Annotated in this window: 16 protein-coding genes; 4 read left to right on the top strand and 12 right to left on the bottom strand. The window is 65.1% G+C overall.

The window, feature by feature from the left end:
• Positions 1–17 precede the first annotated feature (17 nt).
• From E4S61_RS05170 to E4S61_RS05130, 9 genes are all read right to left on the bottom strand, one after another.
• Positions 18–1,583, bottom strand: a complete 1,566-nt coding sequence (locus tag E4S61_RS05170) for an AMP-binding protein (protein ID WP_135302822.1) — start codon at positions 1,581–1,583, stop codon at positions 18–20.
• Positions 1,576–2,379: an alpha/beta fold hydrolase gene (locus E4S61_RS05165; protein ID WP_135302821.1), complete on the bottom strand. Its 804-nt coding sequence runs from the start codon at positions 2,377–2,379 to the stop codon at positions 1,576–1,578. The genes E4S61_RS05170 and E4S61_RS05165 overlap by 8 nt, the downstream gene beginning before the upstream one ends.
• Before the next feature lie 75 nt (positions 2,380–2,454).
• On the bottom strand, positions 2,455–3,471 hold the full coding sequence (locus E4S61_RS05160; RefSeq protein WP_135302820.1) for a 3-oxoacyl-ACP synthase: 1,017 nt from the start codon (positions 3,469–3,471) through the stop codon (positions 2,455–2,457).
• Complete coding sequence (locus E4S61_RS05155) at positions 3,468–4,670, bottom strand: branched-chain amino acid ABC transporter permease (protein ID WP_135302819.1); 1,203 nt, start codon at positions 4,668–4,670, stop codon at positions 3,468–3,470. The genes E4S61_RS05160 and E4S61_RS05155 overlap by 4 nt, the downstream gene beginning before the upstream one ends.
• A gap of 115 nt (positions 4,671–4,785) precedes the next feature.
• Complete coding sequence (locus tag E4S61_RS05150; protein ID WP_135302818.1) at positions 4,786–5,775, bottom strand: branched-chain amino acid ABC transporter permease; 990 nt, start codon at positions 5,773–5,775, stop codon at positions 4,786–4,788.
• A complete protein-coding gene (locus E4S61_RS05145) occupies positions 5,772–6,470 on the bottom strand; it encodes an ABC transporter ATP-binding protein (protein WP_135302817.1) in 699 nt (232 codons plus the stop codon). Before E4S61_RS05145 ends, E4S61_RS05150 begins: the two co-directional genes overlap by 4 nt.
• Complete coding sequence (locus E4S61_RS05140) at positions 6,467–7,282, bottom strand: ABC transporter ATP-binding protein (protein WP_135302816.1); 816 nt, start codon at positions 7,280–7,282, stop codon at positions 6,467–6,469. The genes E4S61_RS05145 and E4S61_RS05140 overlap by 4 nt, the downstream gene beginning before the upstream one ends.
• Position 7,283: 1 nt before the next feature.
• Complete coding sequence (locus E4S61_RS05135) at positions 7,284–8,714, bottom strand: ABC transporter substrate-binding protein (RefSeq protein ID WP_135302815.1); 1,431 nt, start codon at positions 8,712–8,714, stop codon at positions 7,284–7,286.
• A gap of 66 nt (positions 8,715–8,780) precedes the next feature.
• Positions 8,781–9,485 (bottom strand): helix-turn-helix domain-containing protein, encoded by a 705-nt coding sequence (locus E4S61_RS05130; protein ID WP_135302814.1) that lies wholly within the window; start codon positions 9,483–9,485, stop codon positions 8,781–8,783.
• Positions 9,486–9,725: 240 nt separating this feature from the next.
• On the opposite strand from E4S61_RS05130, the gene ppc reads away from it, so the two are divergent.
• Positions 9,726–12,422, top strand: coding sequence for a phosphoenolpyruvate carboxylase (gene ppc / locus E4S61_RS05125; RefSeq protein ID WP_135302813.1), 2,697 nt, complete (start codon positions 9,726–9,728; stop codon positions 12,420–12,422).
• 93 nt (positions 12,423–12,515) lie between these two features.
• A complete protein-coding gene (locus E4S61_RS05120) occupies positions 12,516–12,965 on the top strand; it encodes a universal stress protein (RefSeq protein WP_135302812.1) in 450 nt (149 codons plus the stop codon).
• A gap of 30 nt (positions 12,966–12,995) precedes the next feature.
• Here the strand turns inward: E4S61_RS05120 and E4S61_RS05115 are convergent, their stop codons facing one another.
• From E4S61_RS05115 to glpA, 3 genes are read right to left on the bottom strand one after another with little or no spacing between them, the layout of a single operon-like run.
• The gene (locus E4S61_RS05115; protein ID WP_135302811.1) at positions 12,996–14,363 is read right to left on the bottom strand and encodes an anaerobic glycerol-3-phosphate dehydrogenase subunit C; all 1,368 of its coding nucleotides are present in this window, start codon (positions 14,361–14,363) and stop codon (positions 12,996–12,998) included.
• Positions 14,360–15,631 (bottom strand): glycerol-3-phosphate dehydrogenase subunit GlpB, encoded by a 1,272-nt coding sequence (gene glpB / locus E4S61_RS05110; protein WP_135302810.1) that lies wholly within the window; start codon positions 15,629–15,631, stop codon positions 14,360–14,362. Before glpB ends, E4S61_RS05115 begins: the two co-directional genes overlap by 4 nt.
• On the bottom strand, positions 15,621–17,348 hold the full coding sequence (gene glpA / locus E4S61_RS05105) for an anaerobic glycerol-3-phosphate dehydrogenase subunit GlpA (RefSeq protein WP_135302809.1): 1,728 nt from the start codon (positions 17,346–17,348) through the stop codon (positions 15,621–15,623). The genes glpB and glpA overlap by 11 nt, the downstream gene beginning before the upstream one ends.
• A 692-nt stretch (positions 17,349–18,040) precedes the next feature.
• On the opposite strand from glpA, the gene glpK reads away from it, so the two are divergent.
• Together glpK and E4S61_RS05095 are read left to right on the top strand one after the other, a co-directional pair.
• Complete coding sequence (gene glpK, locus E4S61_RS05100) at positions 18,041–19,573, top strand: glycerol kinase GlpK (protein ID WP_135302808.1); 1,533 nt, start codon at positions 18,041–18,043, stop codon at positions 19,571–19,573.
• A 3-nt stretch (positions 19,574–19,576) separates the two neighbouring features.
• Positions 19,577–20,671: a hypothetical protein gene (locus E4S61_RS05095; RefSeq protein WP_135302807.1), complete on the top strand. Its 1,095-nt coding sequence runs from the start codon at positions 19,577–19,579 to the stop codon at positions 20,669–20,671.
• Positions 20,672–20,718: the final 47 nt, after the last annotated feature.

The raw sequence follows: 20,718 nt of genomic DNA, 5'->3' as shown, positions 1-20,718 counted from the left end.
TCCAACCGCCCGCCGCGCTACTCCCCGAACCGCTCGGTGACGGCCTGTCGGTCGATCTTGTCCGGGCCGCTGGTCGGCAATGCCTCGACGAACGCGAGGTGCTGCGGGTGTTTGAACCGGGCGAGTCGGTCGTCAAGGTACGCCCGAAGGTCGTCGAGCGACAGCGACGCCGCGCCAGGCGCGAGTTCGACGACGGCTTTGCCGACCTGTCCCCACTGCTCGTCGGGAACCGGAACGACCACGACCTCAGAGACGGCATCGTGGCCGGCGATAGCGTCCTCGACTTCCGCGGGATAGACGTTCTCGCCGCCGCTGACGAACATGTGCTTCTTGCGCCCCTCGATGTGGAAGTAGCCGTCCTCGTCCACACGCGCGAGGTCGCCGGTGGCCACCCACCCGCCGCCGAAGGTGGCTTCGGTCTCCTCGGGGTTGTCGAGGTAGCCGGCGGCGGCGTGTGGCGAGCGGAGTTCGAGCTCGCCGACCGCGCCCTGTTGGACTTTGTCTCCCCCATCTACGACTCGTGCGTCGACGTGCATCGCCGGGACGCCGACGGCGTCGGCGCGCTCGCGGGGCCACCCCTCCGGCATGGCGAAGTTGTTCGGGCCGCACTCGGTGAGGCCGTAGCCCTGTGAGAGTTCCACGTCGCGGTCCCACCACGCCTCCATCACCGACTGTCGGCAGGGGCCGCCGCCGGACTTGGCGAAGCGAAGCGTCGAGAGGTCCGTCGACTCCCACGCCTCGTGGTCGGTCATCATCCGCAACACGGCGGGGACCGCGACGAGGACCGACCCGCCCTCCTCCTCGATGACCCACAGGAGGTCGCTGGGGTCGAACTCACGGGCGACGACGACGGTGCCGCCCATGTGCCAGAGTGGGACCGTGATGACGTTCCAGCCGCCGGTGTGAAACATCGGGAACACCATCGGCGTCACGTCGTCGTCGCGCAGGCCCCACGCCGTAATCGTGTTCACGGAGTTCCAGACGACGCCGCGATGGGTGATGACCGTCTCCTTCGGCGTCCCCGTCGACCCGCCGGTGTGGAGCAAGAGGTGCGGGTCTTCGGGTGAGAGCGTCGCCGTCTCGACCGGCGAGTCGTCCTCGGGGAGCGCGTCGGCGTAGGTCGAAATATCGTCCGTTCTATCGTCGTCTGAGTCGGTCGCTTCGACGACCAGCAGCGTCGTCTCGAGGTCGTCCGTCTCGTCGAGCGCCTCGCGCACGTCCGCGAGGAACGGCGTTTCGACGACGAGCAGTCCGGGGTCGACGCGTTCGAGCAGTTCGCCCAGTTCCGGCGGCGCGAGGCGATGGGAGAGCGGCGCGAGGACGCCACCGGTCTTCCCCGTGGCGAAAAAGCAGTCCACGACGGCCGGGCGGTTGCGCGAGACGACGGCGACCCGACCGCCGTCGGCGACGCCGTACTCGCGCAGCAGTCGCGCCGTCCGGTTCGCTCGACGGTCGAGTTCGGCGTAGGTAAATCGCTCGCCAGTCGTCGCGTCCACGAGGCCCTCCCGGTCGGGCGTCAGCGACGCACGCTTCTCGCTCCACGCGCCGACCCACGCTTGCGGTCCCGCGGCAAACTCAGACATCCTCTAAGAACTCCGTGAGCAGACGGTTCACCTCGTCGCGGCGCTCGACGAAGATGAGGTGCGGACCACCTTCGAGGGAGACGAACTCGGCGTCGGGCAGGCCCTCGGCGAGCAGTTCACCGTTCTGGATGGGGACGACACGGTCGGCGGTGCCGTGGAGGACGAGGGCGGGGATCTGAATCTCGCCGAGGCGGTCGTGGACGTCGAAGTCCTCGACGGCGGCCCCCTGCCACTGTCGAGCCCGGTCGCTGGCGTCGCTGTCGAGTCGCCAGTCGACGATGCGGGAGAGGAGGTCCTCGTTCTCCTCGGCGAACTCGTCGGTTAACGCGGGGGCCATCTTGTAGCGTATCGCCTCCCGTTCGTCCATGTCCCCCGGTTCGCCGTACATCCGCTGGACCGTCGTCTCCGGGGTCGGCACCTCCTCGGGACCGCCGGGTGAGGTACACATGAGCGTCAGCGACGCCACGCGGTCGTCGTCGAGGGCGAACTGCTGGGCGATCATCCCACCCATGCTCGCGCCGACGACGTGGGCCGAATCCACGCCCGCGTCGTCTAAGACCTCTGCGAGGTCGCTGGCCATCTGTTCGACGGTGTACGGCCCCTCGGGCTCGCTCGACTCGCCGGTTCCGCGATTGTCCCACAGAATCGTGTCGTAGTCGTCGGCGACGGCGCGGCGCTGCCACCGCCACATCCAGCGGCCGTAGCCCAACCCCTCGACGAACACCACTGTCTCGGCGTCGTCCGGTCCCTCGCGTTCGTAGGCGAGACGGACACCGTCGTTGTGTGCATCTGGCATGAACTATCGTACTCTCGGAACGCCCTTCAAGGGGGACGTTACCATGTGAACGTCCTGATGAACCGACAGTACGGGCTACGCCGTGCCCCACTCCAGCACCGACGCCGCCCAGGTGTAGCCGGTTCCGGCTGCGAGACAGAGGACCACGTCGTCTGGCGATAAGTCCTCCCTGACGGCGTCGAGGGCCAGCCCCTGGTCACAGCTCTGGACGTGGCCGTACTCGTCGAGATACAGGTGGTCGTCCGGGCCGAGGTCGAAGTCGTCGCAAAGTACCTCGTGGAACGACCGCTTCATGTGGGTGATGGCGGCGAAGTCCACGTCGGCGCGGCCGTAGCCGGAGCGGGAGAGCGCGTCGTCGGCCACCTCCCTGAAGTTCGGCAGGCTGACCTCACCGAGTCGGCGCTTCATCCGCTTGTGGTCGGGGACGCGGAGGGTGTGTTCGTCGTTCGCCACCGTGTCGTGGGACGGCGGCCGACGAGTGCCGCCCGCGGGCATGATCACGTCCTCGCTGAAACTGCCGTCGGTCAGCGAGGCGCTCGCGCGGACGCGAGCGAGGGCGCGGTCGGGCGCGTCGGCTTCCAAGACCAGCGCCGTCGCGCCGCTCCCGAAGTTGAACATGAAGGAGGTGTCGGGGTCGTCGTAGTCCACGAGGTCCTCCTCGCGGCTGGCGGCGACGAGGAGAATCTTGTCGAGGCCCGCGTCGCTCTCGACGAGGGCCTTCGCCTCCCGCACCGCGACGGGGAGGCCGGCACAGAGCGCGTAGCTCTCGGTGGCCGACGCGCTGTCCGCGCCGAGAGTGTCGGCGACGGCGGCGGCGGCGTTCCAGACGACGTAGTCCTTGAACTCGCTGCCGTGGTAGCGCACGCTGTCGAGTTCGTCGGGACGGAGGGCCGCGTCAGCGAGGGCGTCCTCGGCGGCGGCGACGCACATCTCCGCGGGGTGGTCCTCGTCGGGCGGACAGACGTGTTTCCGCTCGACGCCCATCTTCTCGACGACTACCTCCTCGGGGATGTCGGTTCGTTCCGCGATGTCCGCACCGGTGAGCACCACGTCGGGAAGGTAGGTGCCGAGGCCGGTGATGTGAACGGTCACTGCTCGTCACCTCCGGCGTCGTCGGCCGGGGGGTCGGGACTCGGGTCCGAACCGAGGGTGTTGGCCGAAACCACCGCGAGCTTCCCGCCGGCCCGCTGGCGAATCGTCCCCAGCAGACCGTCGGGCACGTAGAGGACGAACAGGACGAACACGAGGCCGACGTAGAGGGCGGCGTGACCGTTCAGCAGCGTGTCGATGAGGCCGCCGAAGGTCATGTCTCCCACGACGGGGGTCCCGAGCGTCTCCTCGCCCAGGAGCGCGCGGAGGTACGGGAGGAGTCCGCCGCCCTGTCCGGACGTCGAGAGGAACTCCCGAATCGTCTCGTCGAACAGGCGGCCGAACAGTGGCCCGGCGAGCGTGCCGAAGCCGCCGATGATACTCGCTAACAGGGCGTCGCCCGTCGTCAGGAAGTAGAAGGCGTTCTCCGGGCTCGCGGAGCGGCGGAACCCCGCGAACAGGCCGCCGGCGACGCCAGCGAAGAAGCCGCTGATGGCGAACGCCGCCAGTTTGTACAGGTAGGTGTTGTAGCCGATGGCGACGGCCCGTTCCTCGTTCTCGCGGATGGCGAGCATCACCTGTCCGAACGGGGAGTGGACGATGCGTTGCATGGCGAAGTAACAGACCAGCACCACGAGGCCGACCATGTAGTAGGAGACGGCGGTGCTGCCGAGCGTCTGGCCCAGCAGCGACACCTCGTCGCCGGTGAGGATGCCGATAGCGAGGTTCAACTGGTCGATGCCAGGGATACCGATCTCGAACCCGGCGGAGTGGGTCGACCCGACGGAGGGGCCGTCCCGCGGGTTCGTCGCCACGTAGTCCCACCCGCGGACGAAGACGTACAGCACCTGTGCGAATCCGAGGGTAATCATCGCGAAGTAGACGCCCGAGAGGCGGAAGGAGACGAGTCCGACGAGGATGGCGAGAACTACCGCGAGCAGCCCCGCCACGAGCAGGGACACCATGAACGGTGTCCCCGAGCCGAGCAAGGGGACTGCGTCGTTGGCGATGAGGATGACCGTGTACGCGCCGGTGCCGTAGAACGCGGCGTGACCGAACGAGAGGTAGCCGGTATAGCCGCTGATAAAGTCGAACGACATGGCGAACAGGCCGAAGTACAGCACCGAGGTCATCGTCTCGACGGTGGGCAACAGCATCGTCGCCTCGTAGCTCACCGCGGAGTTGACGAGGAAGTGATAGATTGACGGGTAGACCAGCAGCGCGAGGACGACCGCGAGGTGGGGGACGTGCGCCCGGAGATAGTCTACCGGCCAGTCGGTCCCAGTCGCGGCGGCGGACTGGGTCTCGGTGTCGGTGCTAATGGCCGCCCACCTCCTCGACGCCGAAGAGGCCCTGGGGCCGGACGATGAGCGTCACGACCAGCACGAGGAACAGCACTAGCTCGGGGAGGCCGGTGAAGCGGATGTAGTTCTGGAACCACCACGTCATCACCGAGTCGGTCATCCCGACGACCAGTGAGGCGGCGACAGTACCCCGGAACGTCCCCAGTCCGCCGACGATGACGACGATGAACGCCGGCAGCAGCGTCTGGGCCGCCAGCGGGACGCTCGCACCCCAGGAGACGTCCCACATCAGGAGCGTGCCGGCCGCACCCGCGAGGCCGACGCCGAGCGCGAAGACGACGGTGAACACGCGCCGCACGTCGATGCCGAGTGCCGAGGCCATCTCGGCGTCCTCGCTCCCGGCCCGGATGTAGAGCCCGTAGCGCGTCCGTGTGAGGAAGCCCCAGATGAGCGCGACTGCGAGCACGCCCAGCAGTATCTCGAAGACGGCCAGCCACCGAACCTCGATGGGGCCAAGCGTCGCCGGTTCGCGCAGGAGCTGTGGCTTCGTCGCCAGCGCCGCGTTCCACTTCGACAGCGGTTGCATCCCGTAGATTCCCAGCACGATGCGGACGAGTTCGTCGATGACCAGCGTCAGTCCGAACGTCAGCAGTATCTGGTATATCGGTGGTCTGTCGTACAGCGGTCGAATCACCTGCGTCTCGATGGCCCCGCCCAGCAGGGAGAGCGCGCCGAAGACGGCGACGATGGCGACGAAGAACAGCGCGAGACGGCCGACCGTTCCGGTCGTCTGCGTGACGGTGACGACCATGATCAACCCGCCCAGATACGCGCCGACCATCGTCAGCGACCCGTGCGCGAAGTTCAACACGCCCATCAGGCCGAAGATGAGCGTCAGTCCGCTGGCGATCATGACGTACAGCGACGCCTTCGCCAGTCCCTCGACGAGGACGCTCCCGAATTCCGAGAGCGTCAGGAAGTCCGCGAGCGCTTCGAGTATCATGCCGAGAGATACCTCCTGAAGCGCTCGTCGTCCGCCGACACCGCGTCGGTGTCGCCGTCGTCGACGACCCGGCCGTTGTCCACGATGTAGAACCGATCGGCGAGGTCTAACGCCAGCGGGAGGTTCTGTTCGACTAGCAGGACAGTCGTGTCCTCGGCGGCACGGGCTAGCGCCTCGCCCACGTCGGCGACAATCTGCGGTGCGAGGCCCTCGCTCGGTTCGTCTACGAGCAGTAGTTCGTTTTCGCCGACGAGGCCGCGGGCGATGGCGAGCATCTGCTGTTGGCCGCCAGAGAGGGTGCCCGCGTCCTGCCCGCGCCGCTCTTCGAGGATGGGGAACGACTCGAAGGCAAGTCCCAGCCCCTCCTGAACGCTGTCGGCGTCAGGGATGGCCGCCCGCAGGTTCTCCTCGACGGTCAACTGCGAGAAGATGCGCCGGTCCTCGGGAATCCAGCCGAGGCCGCGGCGGGCGACTTCGTGCGTTTCGAGACCCACGAGTGAATCGCCGCGGAACCGAATCTCGCCCTCGCGCGGCGGCGTCAACTGGAGGATAGAACGGAGCGTCGTCGTCTTGCCGACGCCGTTGCGTCCCACGAGCGCGACGACTTCTCCCGACGAGACGGAGAGGTCCACGCCCTCGAGGATGTGGCTGTCGCCGTAGTAGGCGTGGACGCCGTCGAGTTCGAGAAGCGTCACGCGACACCTCCCGAGTCAGTCGATTCGCCGTTCGTCGTGTCGCCGTTCGTCTCGTCGAGCGTCCCGGGCTCGTAGCCGCCGAGATACGCCGACTGCACGTCCGGGTTCGCCCGCACGTCCTCGGGTGGCCCGTCGGCGATGACCGCGCCCTGATGCAGGACGACGACGCGGTCGGAGACGTCCATCACGATGTCCATGTTGTGTTCGACCAGCAGGACGGCGTGGTCGTCGGCCACGTCCTGGATGAGTTCGCGCACTTCGTCGACGCTCTCGGAGGAGACGCCCGCGTTCGGTTCGTCCAAAAGGAGTACCGACGGGTCGCCGGCCAGCGCGATGGCCACTTCGAGCTTCCGCTTGGCTCCGTGGCTAAGCGTGCTCGCCGGGTCCTCGGCCCGATCTGCCAGTCCGACCCGGTCGAGTCGTGCGTACGCGCGCTCGGTGTAGCCCCCGAAGTGGTCGACGTTGCGCCAGACCGTCATCGAATCGTCGCCCGCGGCCTGTTCGGCCACGCGGACGTTCTCTAAGACCGTGCGCTCGGGGAAGACATTCGTCACCTGATACGACCGGTGGATGCCCTGCTGGGCCGTCTCGTGAGGCGAGGCGTCGGTGATGTCCGCCCACGACTCGCCGCGGCGGAGCGAGACGCTGCCCGCGGTCGGTTCCAACACGCCGGTCAGGAGGTTGAAGAACGTCGTCTTCCCGGCTCCGTTGGGACCGATGAGCGAGCAAAGCTCGGTGCCCAATTCGAAGTCGACGCTGTCGACGGCCGTCAGTCCGCCGAAATCCTTGGTCAGTCCCCGCGTTCTGAGCATGTTACAGCGAGCAACCCATCTGGTCGCTGTCTTTCGGAATCGTGGCCTCGCTCCCCTCGATACGGGCGAGCGGTTCGCTCGGCATGATGGCCGCGCCCCAGTTGTCCGCCCACTCGTCGGTGGTCGGGATCGGGTCGGCGACGGTCATCGCAGAGCGGGCCTGATTGTTGTACTCCTGGAAGGTGTACCCGCCCTCGCCTTTCGGCGTATCCGTGACGGTCATCCCTTTGAGGGCGTCGGCGATGTCCGTACCCGCCGCCGAACCGCCCTCGGTGATGGCCTGATGGATAGCCGACGCACCCGTGAACGTCCCCGAGGTGAAGAGGTCCGGGACGACACCGTAGGTCTCGGTGTACCTATCCACGAAGGTAGAGTTAATCTCGTTGTCGTACTGGTTCCAGTGGTATCGAGTGGTGAACGGCCCGAGCCGCGCGTTCCGAATTTTCTCCTTGGTCAGCGGTTCGCCGAGGACGTTCTGGAGCGTTCCGCCGACGACGCTGTTGGTGATTCGCGTGGCGAACCCGCCGAAGACGCGGAACGAGTAGTCTCCCGAGAGGAAGGCGTTGAACATCAGCGGGAGCGTCGCAACGGTAAAGCCGCCGACGACGCCCTCCGCCCCGGCCTCTTCGGCGTTGTCGAGCAGGCCCTCCCACTCCTCGTATCCCCGTTCGACGAAGCGGGTGTCGAGGATTTCGACGCCCTCCTGCTGGAGGACAGCCTTGTAGTTGTTCACCACCGCGCGCCCGAAGGAGTAGTCCGCACCGAAGAGGTACACCTTCGAGACGTCCGTCTCGTTGGCGACGTACTTCCCGCCGGAACGGGCGTCCATCGCGGTGGTCTCGCTGGCGCGATAGACGAGGTCCGAACACGTCTCGCTGTTGGACGTGATGCCCGCCGACGCCGCCGGCCCGACCATCATCGGGACGCTTGCCTGACTGACGACGTTGCCGATGACCCGTCCGGCCGCCCCGGAGGAGGAACAGCCAAAGAGCATATCTACGTCCTGATTGCTGACGAGGTTCGTCGCGGCCGTCTGTGCAGTGTCCGCCGAGAACTCGGTATCGCGGACGTAGAGGGTGTATTCTACGTCACCAACGGTCATCGACAGTTCACCCGTGCTTGATTGCTTCGGCGGGGCCTGATCTGCCTTGTACGAGAGCCCCGAGAGGAACCCCCACAGCGACTGCTTTCCGTAGTACGAGAGGTCCCCTGAGAGTGGCTGGAGCACGCCGATACTGATCGATTGTGCGCTGTCCGACCCGCCCGTCGAGGTGCCGTCGCTTGTCATGTTGGAAGTTCCGCCGCCCCCGTCACCGCCGTTGCCGCCATCGCCGCCGTCGCTGCTTCCGTCCTCGTTTACGCAACCGCTGAGGCCGGAGATGCCGACACCGAGCGCACCGAGTACGCGCCGTCGTGTGATGTGGTCTCGCATACAGATGTAAGTACACGAACGATTACCATAGTGTGTCGCGTTCACATGTTAACGCCGAGAAGCGGGTCAGGAATCTATGTCGTCGAGCGCGTCGACGACGCGCTCGATCATCTTGCGCTCGCCTCGACGGAGGTTCTTCGAGACGGCGGGTTTCGAGACGCCGAACTCCTCCGCCAGCGTCCCGAGCGTCGCGTCGCGCGGGCTCTGGAAGTACCCAGAGGAGACGGCCTCTTCGAGCGTCTCACGTTCCGTCTCCGAGAGGTCGCGACAGCCCTCGATGAGCGTCATCGCTGCACCTGCATTGTGCGCCACGTCCTGTAGCTCCGGCAGACTGGCCGGCGAGCGTTCGATGACGTCGAACTCGTTGTCCCGATCGAGTTCCGAGAGCGTATCGTCGGCGTCTCGGCCCCGGTCGAACCCGACGTGCCACACTTCGCTACCCGCCTCGATATGGAACGGGCCGGTGATGTACCCGCCGTTGTCCCGGATCGTCTCCATGGCCGTCGTCTCGACCATGACCGTCCGGATGTGGGCGGCGTCGTCCTGCCGGCGCAATAGCGAGACGTCGTTCATGTTCGGGTGGTCCTGCAACGTCGAGAGCCCGTGGTCGAGTACTTCCCGGTCGTCGGCTTCGACGACCATCCGCGTCTCTAGCTCCCGCTTGGCGGTGTCGAAGTCCCAGTGGACCGCCGCGAACGCGACACCATGGTCTGCCGTCGTATCGATGAACGGACAGTCGTACTGCTCCATGTCCATGGCGATGTCTATCATGGGCTGTCCACGCTACCGAAGATGATATCTCCATAATGATAAATTATTCTTCCCACGAAGGCATAATATCGTCCCGAACTACCCGCCGGAAACAGTTCGGTATGGTGTCACGAACCGTCGTCGATCTCGACGTGCTTACCGCCCTCGCACCGCATTCTATCACGAATTACCACAGACGTTGCCGCCGCCGTGCTACGCCGTTTCAATAGTGTTTTAGGCTTCCCCTTGGGAGAGACTGGTATGACTTTGCACGCCAGAGAGATAAGTCAGGACGTGCGGGAGTTAGGCGAGCTCCTCGGCGAGATCGTGGAGACGCAATCGTCGACGGAAGCGTTCGAAATTGTCGAAGACATTCGGACGTCCTCCATCGAGTATCGGCGTGGCGACGCAGACACCCGGGACGGTGTGGGGCAGACGCTCGACCGCTTGAATCCCGAGATGGAGGACATCGTCGCGCGAGCGTTCACGACGTACTTCGAACTCATCAACCTCGCAGAGGAGCGCGAACGCGTCCGCGAGATCCGCGAGGGCAGTCAGGAAGGGGTCTTAGAGGACAGCGTCCTCGACGCCGTCAAGCGGCTCTCGGACCGCGACGCCGACGCGGAGGAGGTCGAGCAGGTCCTCAACGACGTGCTCATCCAGCCGACGTTCACTGCTCACCCGACCGAAGCCCGACGAAAGACGGTGAAGGCGAAGCTCCGTGCGGTCGCGAACGACCTCGAAACGCTCGACGAGGTCCGACTCACCGACCGCGAGGAGGACACCGTCGAACGCGACCTCGCGGCCGAAGTCACGAGCCTCTGGCAGACGCCACAGGTTCGTGACCGCCGCCCCGAGGTCACCGACGAGGCGCTCAACGTCCAGTGGTACCTAGAGAACGTCCTCTTCGAGGTCATCGACGAGGTGTACGACGAACTCGAACACGCGCTGGACGAGGAGTACGCCGAGGATATCGACGTCCCCAAACTGTACGAGTTCCGCTCGTGGGCCGGCTCCGACCGCGACGGCAATCCCTTCGTCACGCCGGAGGTCACCGAGGAGACGCTCGAACGCCAGCGTGACACCATCCTGCCGCTGTACCGCGACAAGCTCAAGGAGCTCTCCGGCGTGCTCAGCCAGGACGCTTCGAACATCACGACCGACGCCGCCTTCGACGAACGCCTGAGCGAGCACAAGACCCGACTCCCCGGCGTCGCGAGCGAGGCCGAGGAGCGCTACCCCGACGAACCGTACCGCCAGAAGCTCAAGCTGATGCGCGAGTCTGTCCTCCGGGTCAGCGACGTCCGGCAGGGCGGCTACGACGGGTCGGGAGAGCTACTCAAGGACCTCCGGACCATCGCCGAGAGCCTCCGCGAGAACGAGGCGGAAGTCGTCGCTGAAGCGCACGTCGACCCGCTGATTCGGAAGGTCGACACGTTCGGCTTCGCGCTCGCCAGCCTCGACCTCCGTGACCACCGGAAGATGCACACCGACGCCATCGCCGAGGCCGTCGACCGACAGGGCATCGACTACGCCGAGATGGACGAGGACGAACGCGTCGAATTCCTCACCGAGGCTATCCTGCAGGACGAACCCATCGTCGACATGGAGGACACCGAGGGACTCTCGGACGACTCGACTCGCGTCTTCCGCCGCTTCCGCAAGACCGCCGACTGGCAGAACGAGTTCGGCATCGACGCCATCGACACCTACGCGATCAGCTGGTGTGAGGAGTCCAGTCACGTGCTGGAAGTCCTCTTCTTGGCCGATCAGGTCGGCATCGTGGACCTGCCGGGCTACTGCGGCCTGGACATCGTCCCGCTGCTGGAATCGGAGTACGCTCTCTCCGGTGCCCGGCGTATCATGGGGACGCTGTTCGACAACGACGCCTACTCGAAGGCGCTGGACGCCCGCGAGGGCATTCAGGAGATAATGCTCGGGTACTCCGACTCCAACAAGGAGAACGGCTTTTTGGCCGCCAACTGGTCGCTATACAACAATCAGAAGCGACTGGCGAACATCACCGACGACTACGACGTGGAGATGCGTCTGTTCCACGGCCGCGGCGGCTCGATCTCCCGCGGCGGCGGCCCGATGAACGATGCGATGCTGGCCCTGCCCAACGAGACGGTGACCGGTCAGATCAAGTTCACCGAGCAGGGCGAGGCCATCGCCGAGAAGTACGCCAACCACGACATCGCAGAGCGCAACCTCGAACAGATGCTCAACGCGCAGGTCCGTGCCCGTCACAACTCGATGCACGAACCCGTCGAGGAGATTCCCGACGAGTGGTCCGAGGCGATGGAGACGGCCGCCGACGCCGCTCGTAAAGAGTATCAAGACCTGCTGGAGACGGACGGCTTCGTCGAGTACTTCGAGCAGGCGACGCCCATCACCGTCATCGAGAACCTCAACATGGGGTCGCGACCGGCCTCCCGTAGTGAGGACCGCAGCGTCGACGACCTGCGCGCGATCCCATGGGTGTTCTCGTGGACGCAGGCCCGCTGTATCATCCCGGGCTGGTACTCCATCGCTACCGGGCTGAACGCCTACTTAGACGACGGTGGCGACATCGAGACGCTGAAGCAGATGTACGAGGAGTGGCCGTTCTTCCAGACGAAGCTCGACAACGCGTCACTGGCGCTCGCCCGCACGGACATGGACATCGCGAAAGAATATGCCGACCTCGCAGACGACGACCTGCGCGAGCGCATCTTCCCGCGTATCGAGGAAGAGTACCGCGAGACGGTCGACCTCGTCCTCGAAATCGGCGGCCGGGACGGCCTGCTATCGCGCGACTGGCTCGAAGAGAACCTCGAACGACGGAACCCGTACGTGGACCCACTGAACCTTCTGCAGGTCCGCCTGCTGGCACAGTCACACCTCACCGAGACCGAAAAGCGGACACTCCGCCTGACGGTGCAAGGGGTCGCGGCTGGCATGAAGAACACGGGATAACGCCGGCTCTGGCGCTCGTTTGGTACGGCGTCCCGTTACAACAGGCGTAGTAGTCACCGAAGCCTTTACTTTCGAGCCCCGTGCAGGGCCGCTATGGCACTAGAGAGAATTCTCCTCGCAGTCGGACCGAACGACAAAGACCGCATCGACGAACTCGCCGCGACCGTCACGGACATCGCCGGTCCTACGGGGGCCAGCGTCGTCATCGCTCACGTCTTCACCGACGACGAGTACGAGAACGTCGTCGACCGACTGGAGTTCGCCTCCGTCAGCGAGGCCGACCCGAACGAAGTCGCCGACCGGCACACGACCGTCCGCGAGCTTGAAGACCGGTTCAACGACGCCGGCATCGATTACAGCGTCCGCGGTGCCGTCGGCAACCACGGCCAGCAGATCGTCGACCTCGCAGAAGATGAGAGCGCCGACCTCGTCGTCGTCGGCGGCCGCAAACGCTCGCCGACCGGCAAGGCCGTCTTCGGCTCTACGGCACAGGAAGTTATGCTGAACGCGCCGTGCCCGGTCACGTTCGTCCGCGGCGAGTAACGCCCGAAAACTCGTCTTTCTGCTTTCGCGCTACGTCACCAGTGCCGACTCTAGCAACTCCAGCGGGTGGCGAATCTCGTAGCCGCTGCCGTGTTCCATCTGCATCGCACACGTCGGGCACTCGGTCATGCCGGTCGTCCCTTCGGCGTCTTCCATGTGGTCGAACATCTCGTCGCCGATCGCCATCGACTTCTCGTACTTCTCCTCTTTCCAGCCGTAGGTACCGGAGATGCCCGAACAGGACTCGCCGACGTCCTCGACGCCGACGCCCTCTAAGTCGCGGAACAGTTCGACGGCCTGCCGGTCCAGCCCCTGATTGCGGGCGTGACACGGCGCGTGGTAGGCGAACTCGCGGGCGAGGTTGCCCGAGACGTCCGCTTCCCGAATCTCGTCACGTAAGTCCTCGTGGATGCGGAGGTACTCGACGGCCTCGAAGGTGTTCGCGGCCACCTTCTCGATGCCGTCGATGTCGAACAGTTCGGGGTACTCCTGTCGGAGCGCCATCGAACAGGAGGTGCACGAGGCGATGGCGTCGTACCCTTTCTCGACGAGGTCCGACATCGAGGAGACGTTGACCTCGGCGTGGCGGCGGGCGTCGTCTAACATCCCGTTTGCGAACATCGGCGTCCCCGAACACTTCTGTTCGGGGGCGACCACCTCGTAGCCGAAGCGCTCGTAGACACGGACCATCGCCTTGCCGACCTCGGGCGTGTTGTAATTCGAGTAACAGCCGTGGAAGTACGCCACCTTCTTCTCGGCGTCCGCGGGGTCGCCCATCCGCTCGCGTGCGCGTCGAGCGTTCCGCCGCGAGGCGTTCGCGCCGCCGCGGTCGGCCCACCACTCGCGGAACGTCTGCTGGGCAAACTCCGGGAAGTCGCGCTCGCTGGTGATGCCCATCGTCTTCTCCATGACCCAGCGGGCGGGCCCGAAGTTCATGGCGAAGTTCGCCACTTTCGGCACCTTGCTGGCGAACCACGCCGAGGTCCGGTAGTTGGCGAGGATGCGGTTGCGGACGTACTCCACGGAGAACTTGTCCATCTGCTCGCTGACGTACTCCCCGCGGGCGGTGTTGTGCATCTGCGAGAGGGGGACGCCCGACGGACAGGCGTTGTCACAGCGCATGCAGTTCGAGCAGTCCATCACCGAGTCGTCTATCTCGTAGCCGTCGTCGGTCTGTTTGAGTCGCCACTGCTCGGGACCTTGGAACTTCGGCCCGGGGAAGTCGTCGTCCACCTCCGCGACCGGGCAGTTCGTGTCGCAGATCGAGCACTTGTAACAGGCGTCAGCGCCCGGTCGGAGGTCGAAATCGTCGCTCTCGGGGAACACTTCGGTCGGTTCGAAGTCCTCGCCCGTATTCGGTGCAACAGGGTCGAAGTCTGGAGATTCTGCGTCGCTCATCGTAGTTCCTCCGCGGCGTTCGTGCCCGCCGCGTAGCCAGTCGCAATCGAGACGCCGCCGCCGGATTTCTCAGCCGCAAAGTCGTAGCCGCCCAGTACGCTCCCAGCGGCTCGCACGTTCTCGAACTCCGCGTCACCGTCGGCCGCGAGCGGCCGCATCCGCCCGTCGGTCTCGACGCCGAACCCGGCGAACCGGTGGTCGCCGAACACTTCGGTGTCGAACCAGTCGTAGCGGTTCTCGGGGTGCGGGACGTGACAGTCGAAAACGGGTTCGGAGACGCCCTCGCGGTCGGACTCGATGCCCTTCCCGACGAGGCCGCCCGTAGCGAGGACGAACTGCTCGGCAGAGTAGGGTATCTTCGCGCCGTTCTTTTCCACGAACACGCGCTCTACGTGCCTGTCTCCCTCGTAGGCGACGACCGGATTCCCAGTCTCGATGTTCGCGCCAGCCGCGTCGAGTGCCGCGAACAGTCGGTCTTCGAGGCGGAGACCGGGTAGCGACGGCGGCCCCATCGGGACTTCGAAGACGTCGACGCCCATTTGCTCGCTCAGGGCTTGCCGGATCGCCCCGGGGTGGTCGTCGCCGAGAATCGCCGGGAAACCGACGCGTTCCTCGTCCTCGATGAGGGGGTTCACGCGCTGGGCGAGCGCTTCGCGTGCCGGTCGTTTCCGGCCGCGAACCGCTACCTCGCTGTCGGTATCGAGCAGCTTCGCATAGCGCGTCACCTTCGCGTCCGCGCGCAGGTCGCCTGGGAACTGAATCGTCTCCCCACGTACGTCGAAGGGAACCCCGGCGGCTTCGAGGTGGGCGGCGACGTGGGGCGCGTCGAAGTCGGTCATCGACTCGATGCCGACCAGCAGCACGTCCCGGTCGTCACTCGCCAGGCCCGCTGCCGCACTCTGTGGGTACCGAGCGGTCGGTTTGACCGTCCCGCCGTGGGTCGGCAGGAGCGCGTTCGTATCGGTGTGGCCCCCTTCGTAGTCGGTTACGTCGTCGAACAGCGCCATCGCCTCGCGAACCGTCTCGACGCCGACGGTGCTGTAGGGGTGTGACTCCGGGAGGTCCGCTATTGCCGAATACGGGTCAGTCAGCGGTCCGTCGCCGTCGGGCGTGTAGCCGAGCAGATCGACCAGCCCGGAGGCCTGCCGGAGCGTGCTCTGTTTGTAGGAGAGCAGTCGCACGTCCGCACCCTCGCGGGCGGCGGTGAGCGCGCTCGTCAGTCCGGCCAGCCCGCCGCCGACGACCAGCACCTCCGACTCAATCGCCATTTCGCCCTCCGTCGGCGGCGACGTCGGCCGTGCTCGGGGTATCGCCGTGGCCGACGCCCGTATCGAAGGCGGCGAAGTCCACGGGATCGCCTCCGGCCGGATCGTGGTCGCGGTTCTGCGTCGTCGCGTGCAGCGCGTAGTTCAGCATGGCCTGCGAGAGCTGCTGGCCCCACAGGGCGTGTCGCTGGCCCTTCCAGCGCTCCTGTAGCAGTTCATCCCACGCCCGCCGGACGACGCCTTCCCCGTACTCCGGGTGGAGTTCGCTGGCCAGCCGGTGACAGCAGATGCCGCCCTGACAGTTGCCCATCGACGCGCGGGTGCGGATGCGGACGGCGTTTAAGTCCGACCCCGACTGGCTGATGGCGTCCTGAATCTCTGCGCGAGTGACGCCCTCACATTCGCAGACCGTCGGATTCGGGCTGTCGGTCTTGAGTACCTCGTCGGCGCGGGAACCGAGGCGCTCGACGCTGCGGCGGCCGATGGGCGACCGGAGACCGAACTCGTCCATGTAGTCGCGCAGGACCGAGAAATCTTCGCTGCCGGGGAGTGGTTCCTCGGCGGTGCGACAGTCGGCGTCGATGCCGAACTTCCCGCAGACGTGGTCGGAAATCTGCTCGCCCATCATCCGATAGGTGGTGAACTTCCCGCCGACGATGCTGGTCATGCCCGGCAGGTCGTCGCGTTCCTCGTGGTCCAGGAGGAAGAAATCGCGCGTGATGTCGGTCGGGTCCGTACTGCCCACGTCCGGCGGTTCGTACAGCGGCCGGACGCCCCAAAAGGAGCGGATGGTGCGGGCTTCTTCGAGCATCGGGATGAGTTCCGAGAGTGTCTCGATCATCAGGTCCACCTCCCACTGCTCTTCGGGGTAGTCCTCGGGGTCCTCGACCTCCTCGTCAGTGGTGCCGAGGATGGCCGTCGTCTCGTGGGGGACGACGATGTCGGCGTCGCCCTTGGGCCGACAGCGGTTGATGACGGTATCGACCTGCCGGACGTTCATGATGGTCATGACGCCCTTCGAGGGGCGAACCGCGATGTCGAGGCCGGCCATGTCGCCGATTCGGCCGGCCCACGCGCCGGTCGCGTTGACGACGTAGTCGGCGCGAATCTCCTCGGTCCCGCCCTTCTCGCCGTGAACGCGCGTCCCCGGTCCGGAGGTGTGTTCGACTTCGAGACCGACGACCTCGCCATCCTCGACGAGGAGGTCCGTCACTTTCGAGTGGGTCTCGATACGTGCGCCGTGTTCCTGTGCGCTGCCGGCGTTGGCGACGACGAGGCGGAACGGATCGATGGCCCCGTCGGGGACCACGATGGCTTTCTCGATGTCTTTCGCTAGATGGGGCTCCATCGCCCGGGCCTCGTCGCAGGAGACGACTTTCGCGGGGATGCCGCACTCCTCACAGCCGGAGAGCTTCTCCTGGAAGTACTCCTCGCTGTCCTCTGGTCGCTTGACGAACATCCCGCCGGTCATCTCCACGCAGTGACTGGCGATATCCCGGAGGACGCGGTTCTCTTCGATGCATTCGGTCGCGCTGGCCTGGTCCGAGACGGCGTAGCGACCGCCGCTGTGGAGGAGGCCGTGCATCCGCCCGGTCGTCCCGTGCGTGAGGTTGCCCTGCTCGACGAGCGTCACGTCGAGGCCGCGCATGGCGAGGTCCCGGGCGATGCCCACGCCGGTCGAACCGCCGCCGATAACGGCGATGTGTGGTGTCGGTCCCATCTGTTATAATCGGTCTTCGATGTGCACGCACTTTATTTTACCGTTGAACCCCCTCCCTACAGTAAATTTCATCAGTAATCGTGACTATTTCGTCGCCGACAGTCGTGATAGAGAGGGGCGTTCACAGGTCACATGAACTCGACGGAGGTGGAAAGAATCGGCGGTAGAACCCACAGAACAGTACGGTTCGAAATGAGAGCTGTTCGAAGCCAATCGTCGATACGGAGATCAGTTCGTTACTGTCGATCTCCTATCGCGGATAACCGACGACGATCTTCATCGGTACTGCGATCCGCCACAGACGCCGATTGTTGCCTCCGAACGCGTCGTTCCGGAAATCACAACGGCGAATCCCGTTTTTCAGCTCGAAAGAGAGGGTCGGTTATCGACTCCCGGGGAAATACTGAGCCACGTTCTCAGACATTCGAGACCCAACCGACGTTCAGACTACCAATTCGAACGTCCGAGACGATTCAGCCCCGCGCCTGTAATTCGCTTCTGAAGCCTGCATCGTTGTCTATATCACCTTCGTAGGCTACTACCTTCGTTCGAAACGTGGGAACCGACTCTTCGTCGCGAATTTTTTATGCGCGGTCGACACTCGGCAGTAATCTTTATAATGATTCACTATATTGTTTACCAACAAGGCGAGGCCTTCAGTAAACAAGGCCTGCCCGATGGAGTACACACGAATGACAGACACGTACGTCGCTTCGATCGACCAGGGCACGACAGGCACGCGGTTTATGGTGTTCGACCACAGCGGACAGGTCGTCGCCAACGCCTACGAGAAACACGAGCAAATCTATCCGGAACCCGGCTGGGTCGAACACGACCCCCTCGAAATCTGGGAGAACACACAGGACGTCGTCGAACAGGGGCTCGAAGACGGCGGTATCGACGCGAGCCAACTCGAAGCACTGGGCATCACGAACCAGCGCGAGACGACCGTCGTCTGGGACAAGGAGACCGGAAAACCCGTCCACAACGCCTTAGTCTGGCAGGACCGTCGGACCACCGACCGCGTCGAGGAACTACAGGACGCAGGGAAAGTAGAGGAAATTCGCGAGAAGACGGGGCTGGAGGCGGATGCATACTTCTCGGCGACCAAGACCGAGTGGATTCTCGACAACGCCGAACCCCTGAAGATGCAGAGTTCCCGCGGCGAGAGCCTCCGTGACCGCGCCCAAGCTGGCGAACTACTGATGGGAACGATCGACGCCTGGCTCATCTACAACCTCACCGGGAACCACATCACCGACGTCACCAACGCTTCCCGGACGATGCTCTACAACATTCGGGATCTGGAGTGGGACGAGGAACTCTTAGAGGAGTTCGGCGTCGACGAGTCCATGCTCCCGGAAGTTCGGCCGTCCTCGGACGAGGAGTACTACGGCCACACCGATCCCGACGGCTTCCTCGGCGAGGAGATACCCGTCGCGGGCGCACTGGGCGACCAGCAGGCCGCGATGTTCGGCCAAACCTGTTTCGACGAGGGTGACGCCAAGAACACCTACGGCACAGGGTCGTTCTACCTGATGAACACCGGAAACGAGGCCGTCGAGTCCGAACACGGCCTGTTGACGACCATCGGGTTCCAGATGTCCGGCGAGCCGGTCCAATATGCCCTCGAAGGTTCCATCTTCATCACGGGTGCAGCAATCGAATGGCTCGAAGACGTCGACCTCATCAACAACGCCGCACAGACGGCCGAACTCGCTCGTTCGGTCGATTCGACGGACGGGGTCTACATGGTCCCGGCGTTCACCGGACTCGGTGCACCACACTGGGACGGCCGTGCGCGCGGGACGATTGTCGGGATGACTCGGGGTACCCGCAAGGAACACATCGTTCGCGCGACGCTGGAGTCCATCGCCTACCAGACCCGCGACGTCGCCGAAGCCATGGAGGCCGACTCCGGTGTCGAGATGACGGCGCTGCGCGTCGACGGCGGGGCGGTCAAGAACAACTTCCTCTGTCAGCTCCAGTCCGACATCATCCAGACGGACATTGCCCGACCCGAAGTCGACGAGACGACCGCGCTCGGGTCGGCCTACGCCGCCGGATTAGCTGTCGGCTACTGGGATACCGTGGACGAACTCCGCGACAACTGGCAGGTCGACCGCGAGTTCAGCCCGGAGATGGATGCCGACGAGGCCGACAGGATGTACGGGCGCTGGGACGACGCCATCGAGCGCTCGCTCGACTGGGCACAGGAGGAATAACGGATGGCTATCGTCTTCGGCCTCACGGCCATGGACATCCTGGTCCTCGTCATCGCCTCCTTCGCTGGTGGCGCATTCGGCGCGTCCATCGGTGCGCTGCCCGCGTTCATCTTCACCGGCTTCATGGTCCTCATCGGCGAGGCAGGCAACGTCGTCTCGGAGGGGTTCGTCGGCGGTTCGCCCGACGTCATCGCCGACGCGGCTGGTGGCTACGGTGCCGGTATCGTCGGCCCGCTCGCCTTCGGCCCCGTGTTCGGCCCACACGTCGCCTTCGCCGGCGGCGTCGCCGCCGCGGCCTACGCCGCGAAGAACGACGGTATGCCGGCACCGGGCGACGGTGACTACCACCCCGCGAAGGACATCGCCTACGCGCTCGGCACCCGACCCGACATTCTCGCCGTCGGCGGCGTCTTCGGGATCCTCGGGATGGCGATCCGCCAGACGTCCGGCGGCCTCGGAATCCCAATTGACCCGCCAGCAATGGGGGTCATCCTCTCCGCTATCGTCGCCCGACTCGTTTTTGGTTACCCCGTCATCGGGAAAGTGCGCGGCAGCAGCCTCTTCGACATGACGCCTTTCGAGGGCGGGAAGATGCGGATGGACCAGGTCGACGGCGAAGAAGTCGCGGCCGACGGTGGGTACAGCGCGCAGCGACCCGCAGTCGAACCGTGGCTCCCCCACCAATACCGATGGAGCCACGTCGTGATGCTCGGTCTGGTCACCGGTATCCTCGGAGCATACATCTTCGCCAAGACCGGGAGTCTCTTCATCCCCTTCGGCATCTCCGCGGCCAGCCTGCTGTTCTTGAACCTCGGCGTCGAGAAGTTCCCCGTCACCCACCACATGACCTTGCCCGCGACGTTCATCGCGAGCATGGCGATGACCGACGGGTCCCCCGTCGTCGTCGCACTCGTCCTCGGCGCGCTCTTCGGCGTCCTCGGTGCGCTCTTCGGTGAGATCTGGCAGCGTATCTTCTACGCGCACTCGGACACGCACTTCGACCCGCCTGCGGCCTCGATCATCACGACGACGCTCATCTTGGGGCTCCTCGCCATCGCCGGCGTCTTCACCACGGCCGCAGCGGTGCCGCTTCCCTGAGTCACACGCTTTTTGTTTGTCAGTGCGTTCAATACACATCGAGATTC

The sequence above is a fragment of the Haloarcula amylovorans genome (genome assembly GCF_004681185.1).
GTDB lineage: Archaea > Halobacteriota > Halobacteria > Halobacteriales > Haloarculaceae > Haloarcula > Haloarcula amylovorans.
This window is presented reverse-complemented; position numbering and strand designations above follow the sequence as displayed.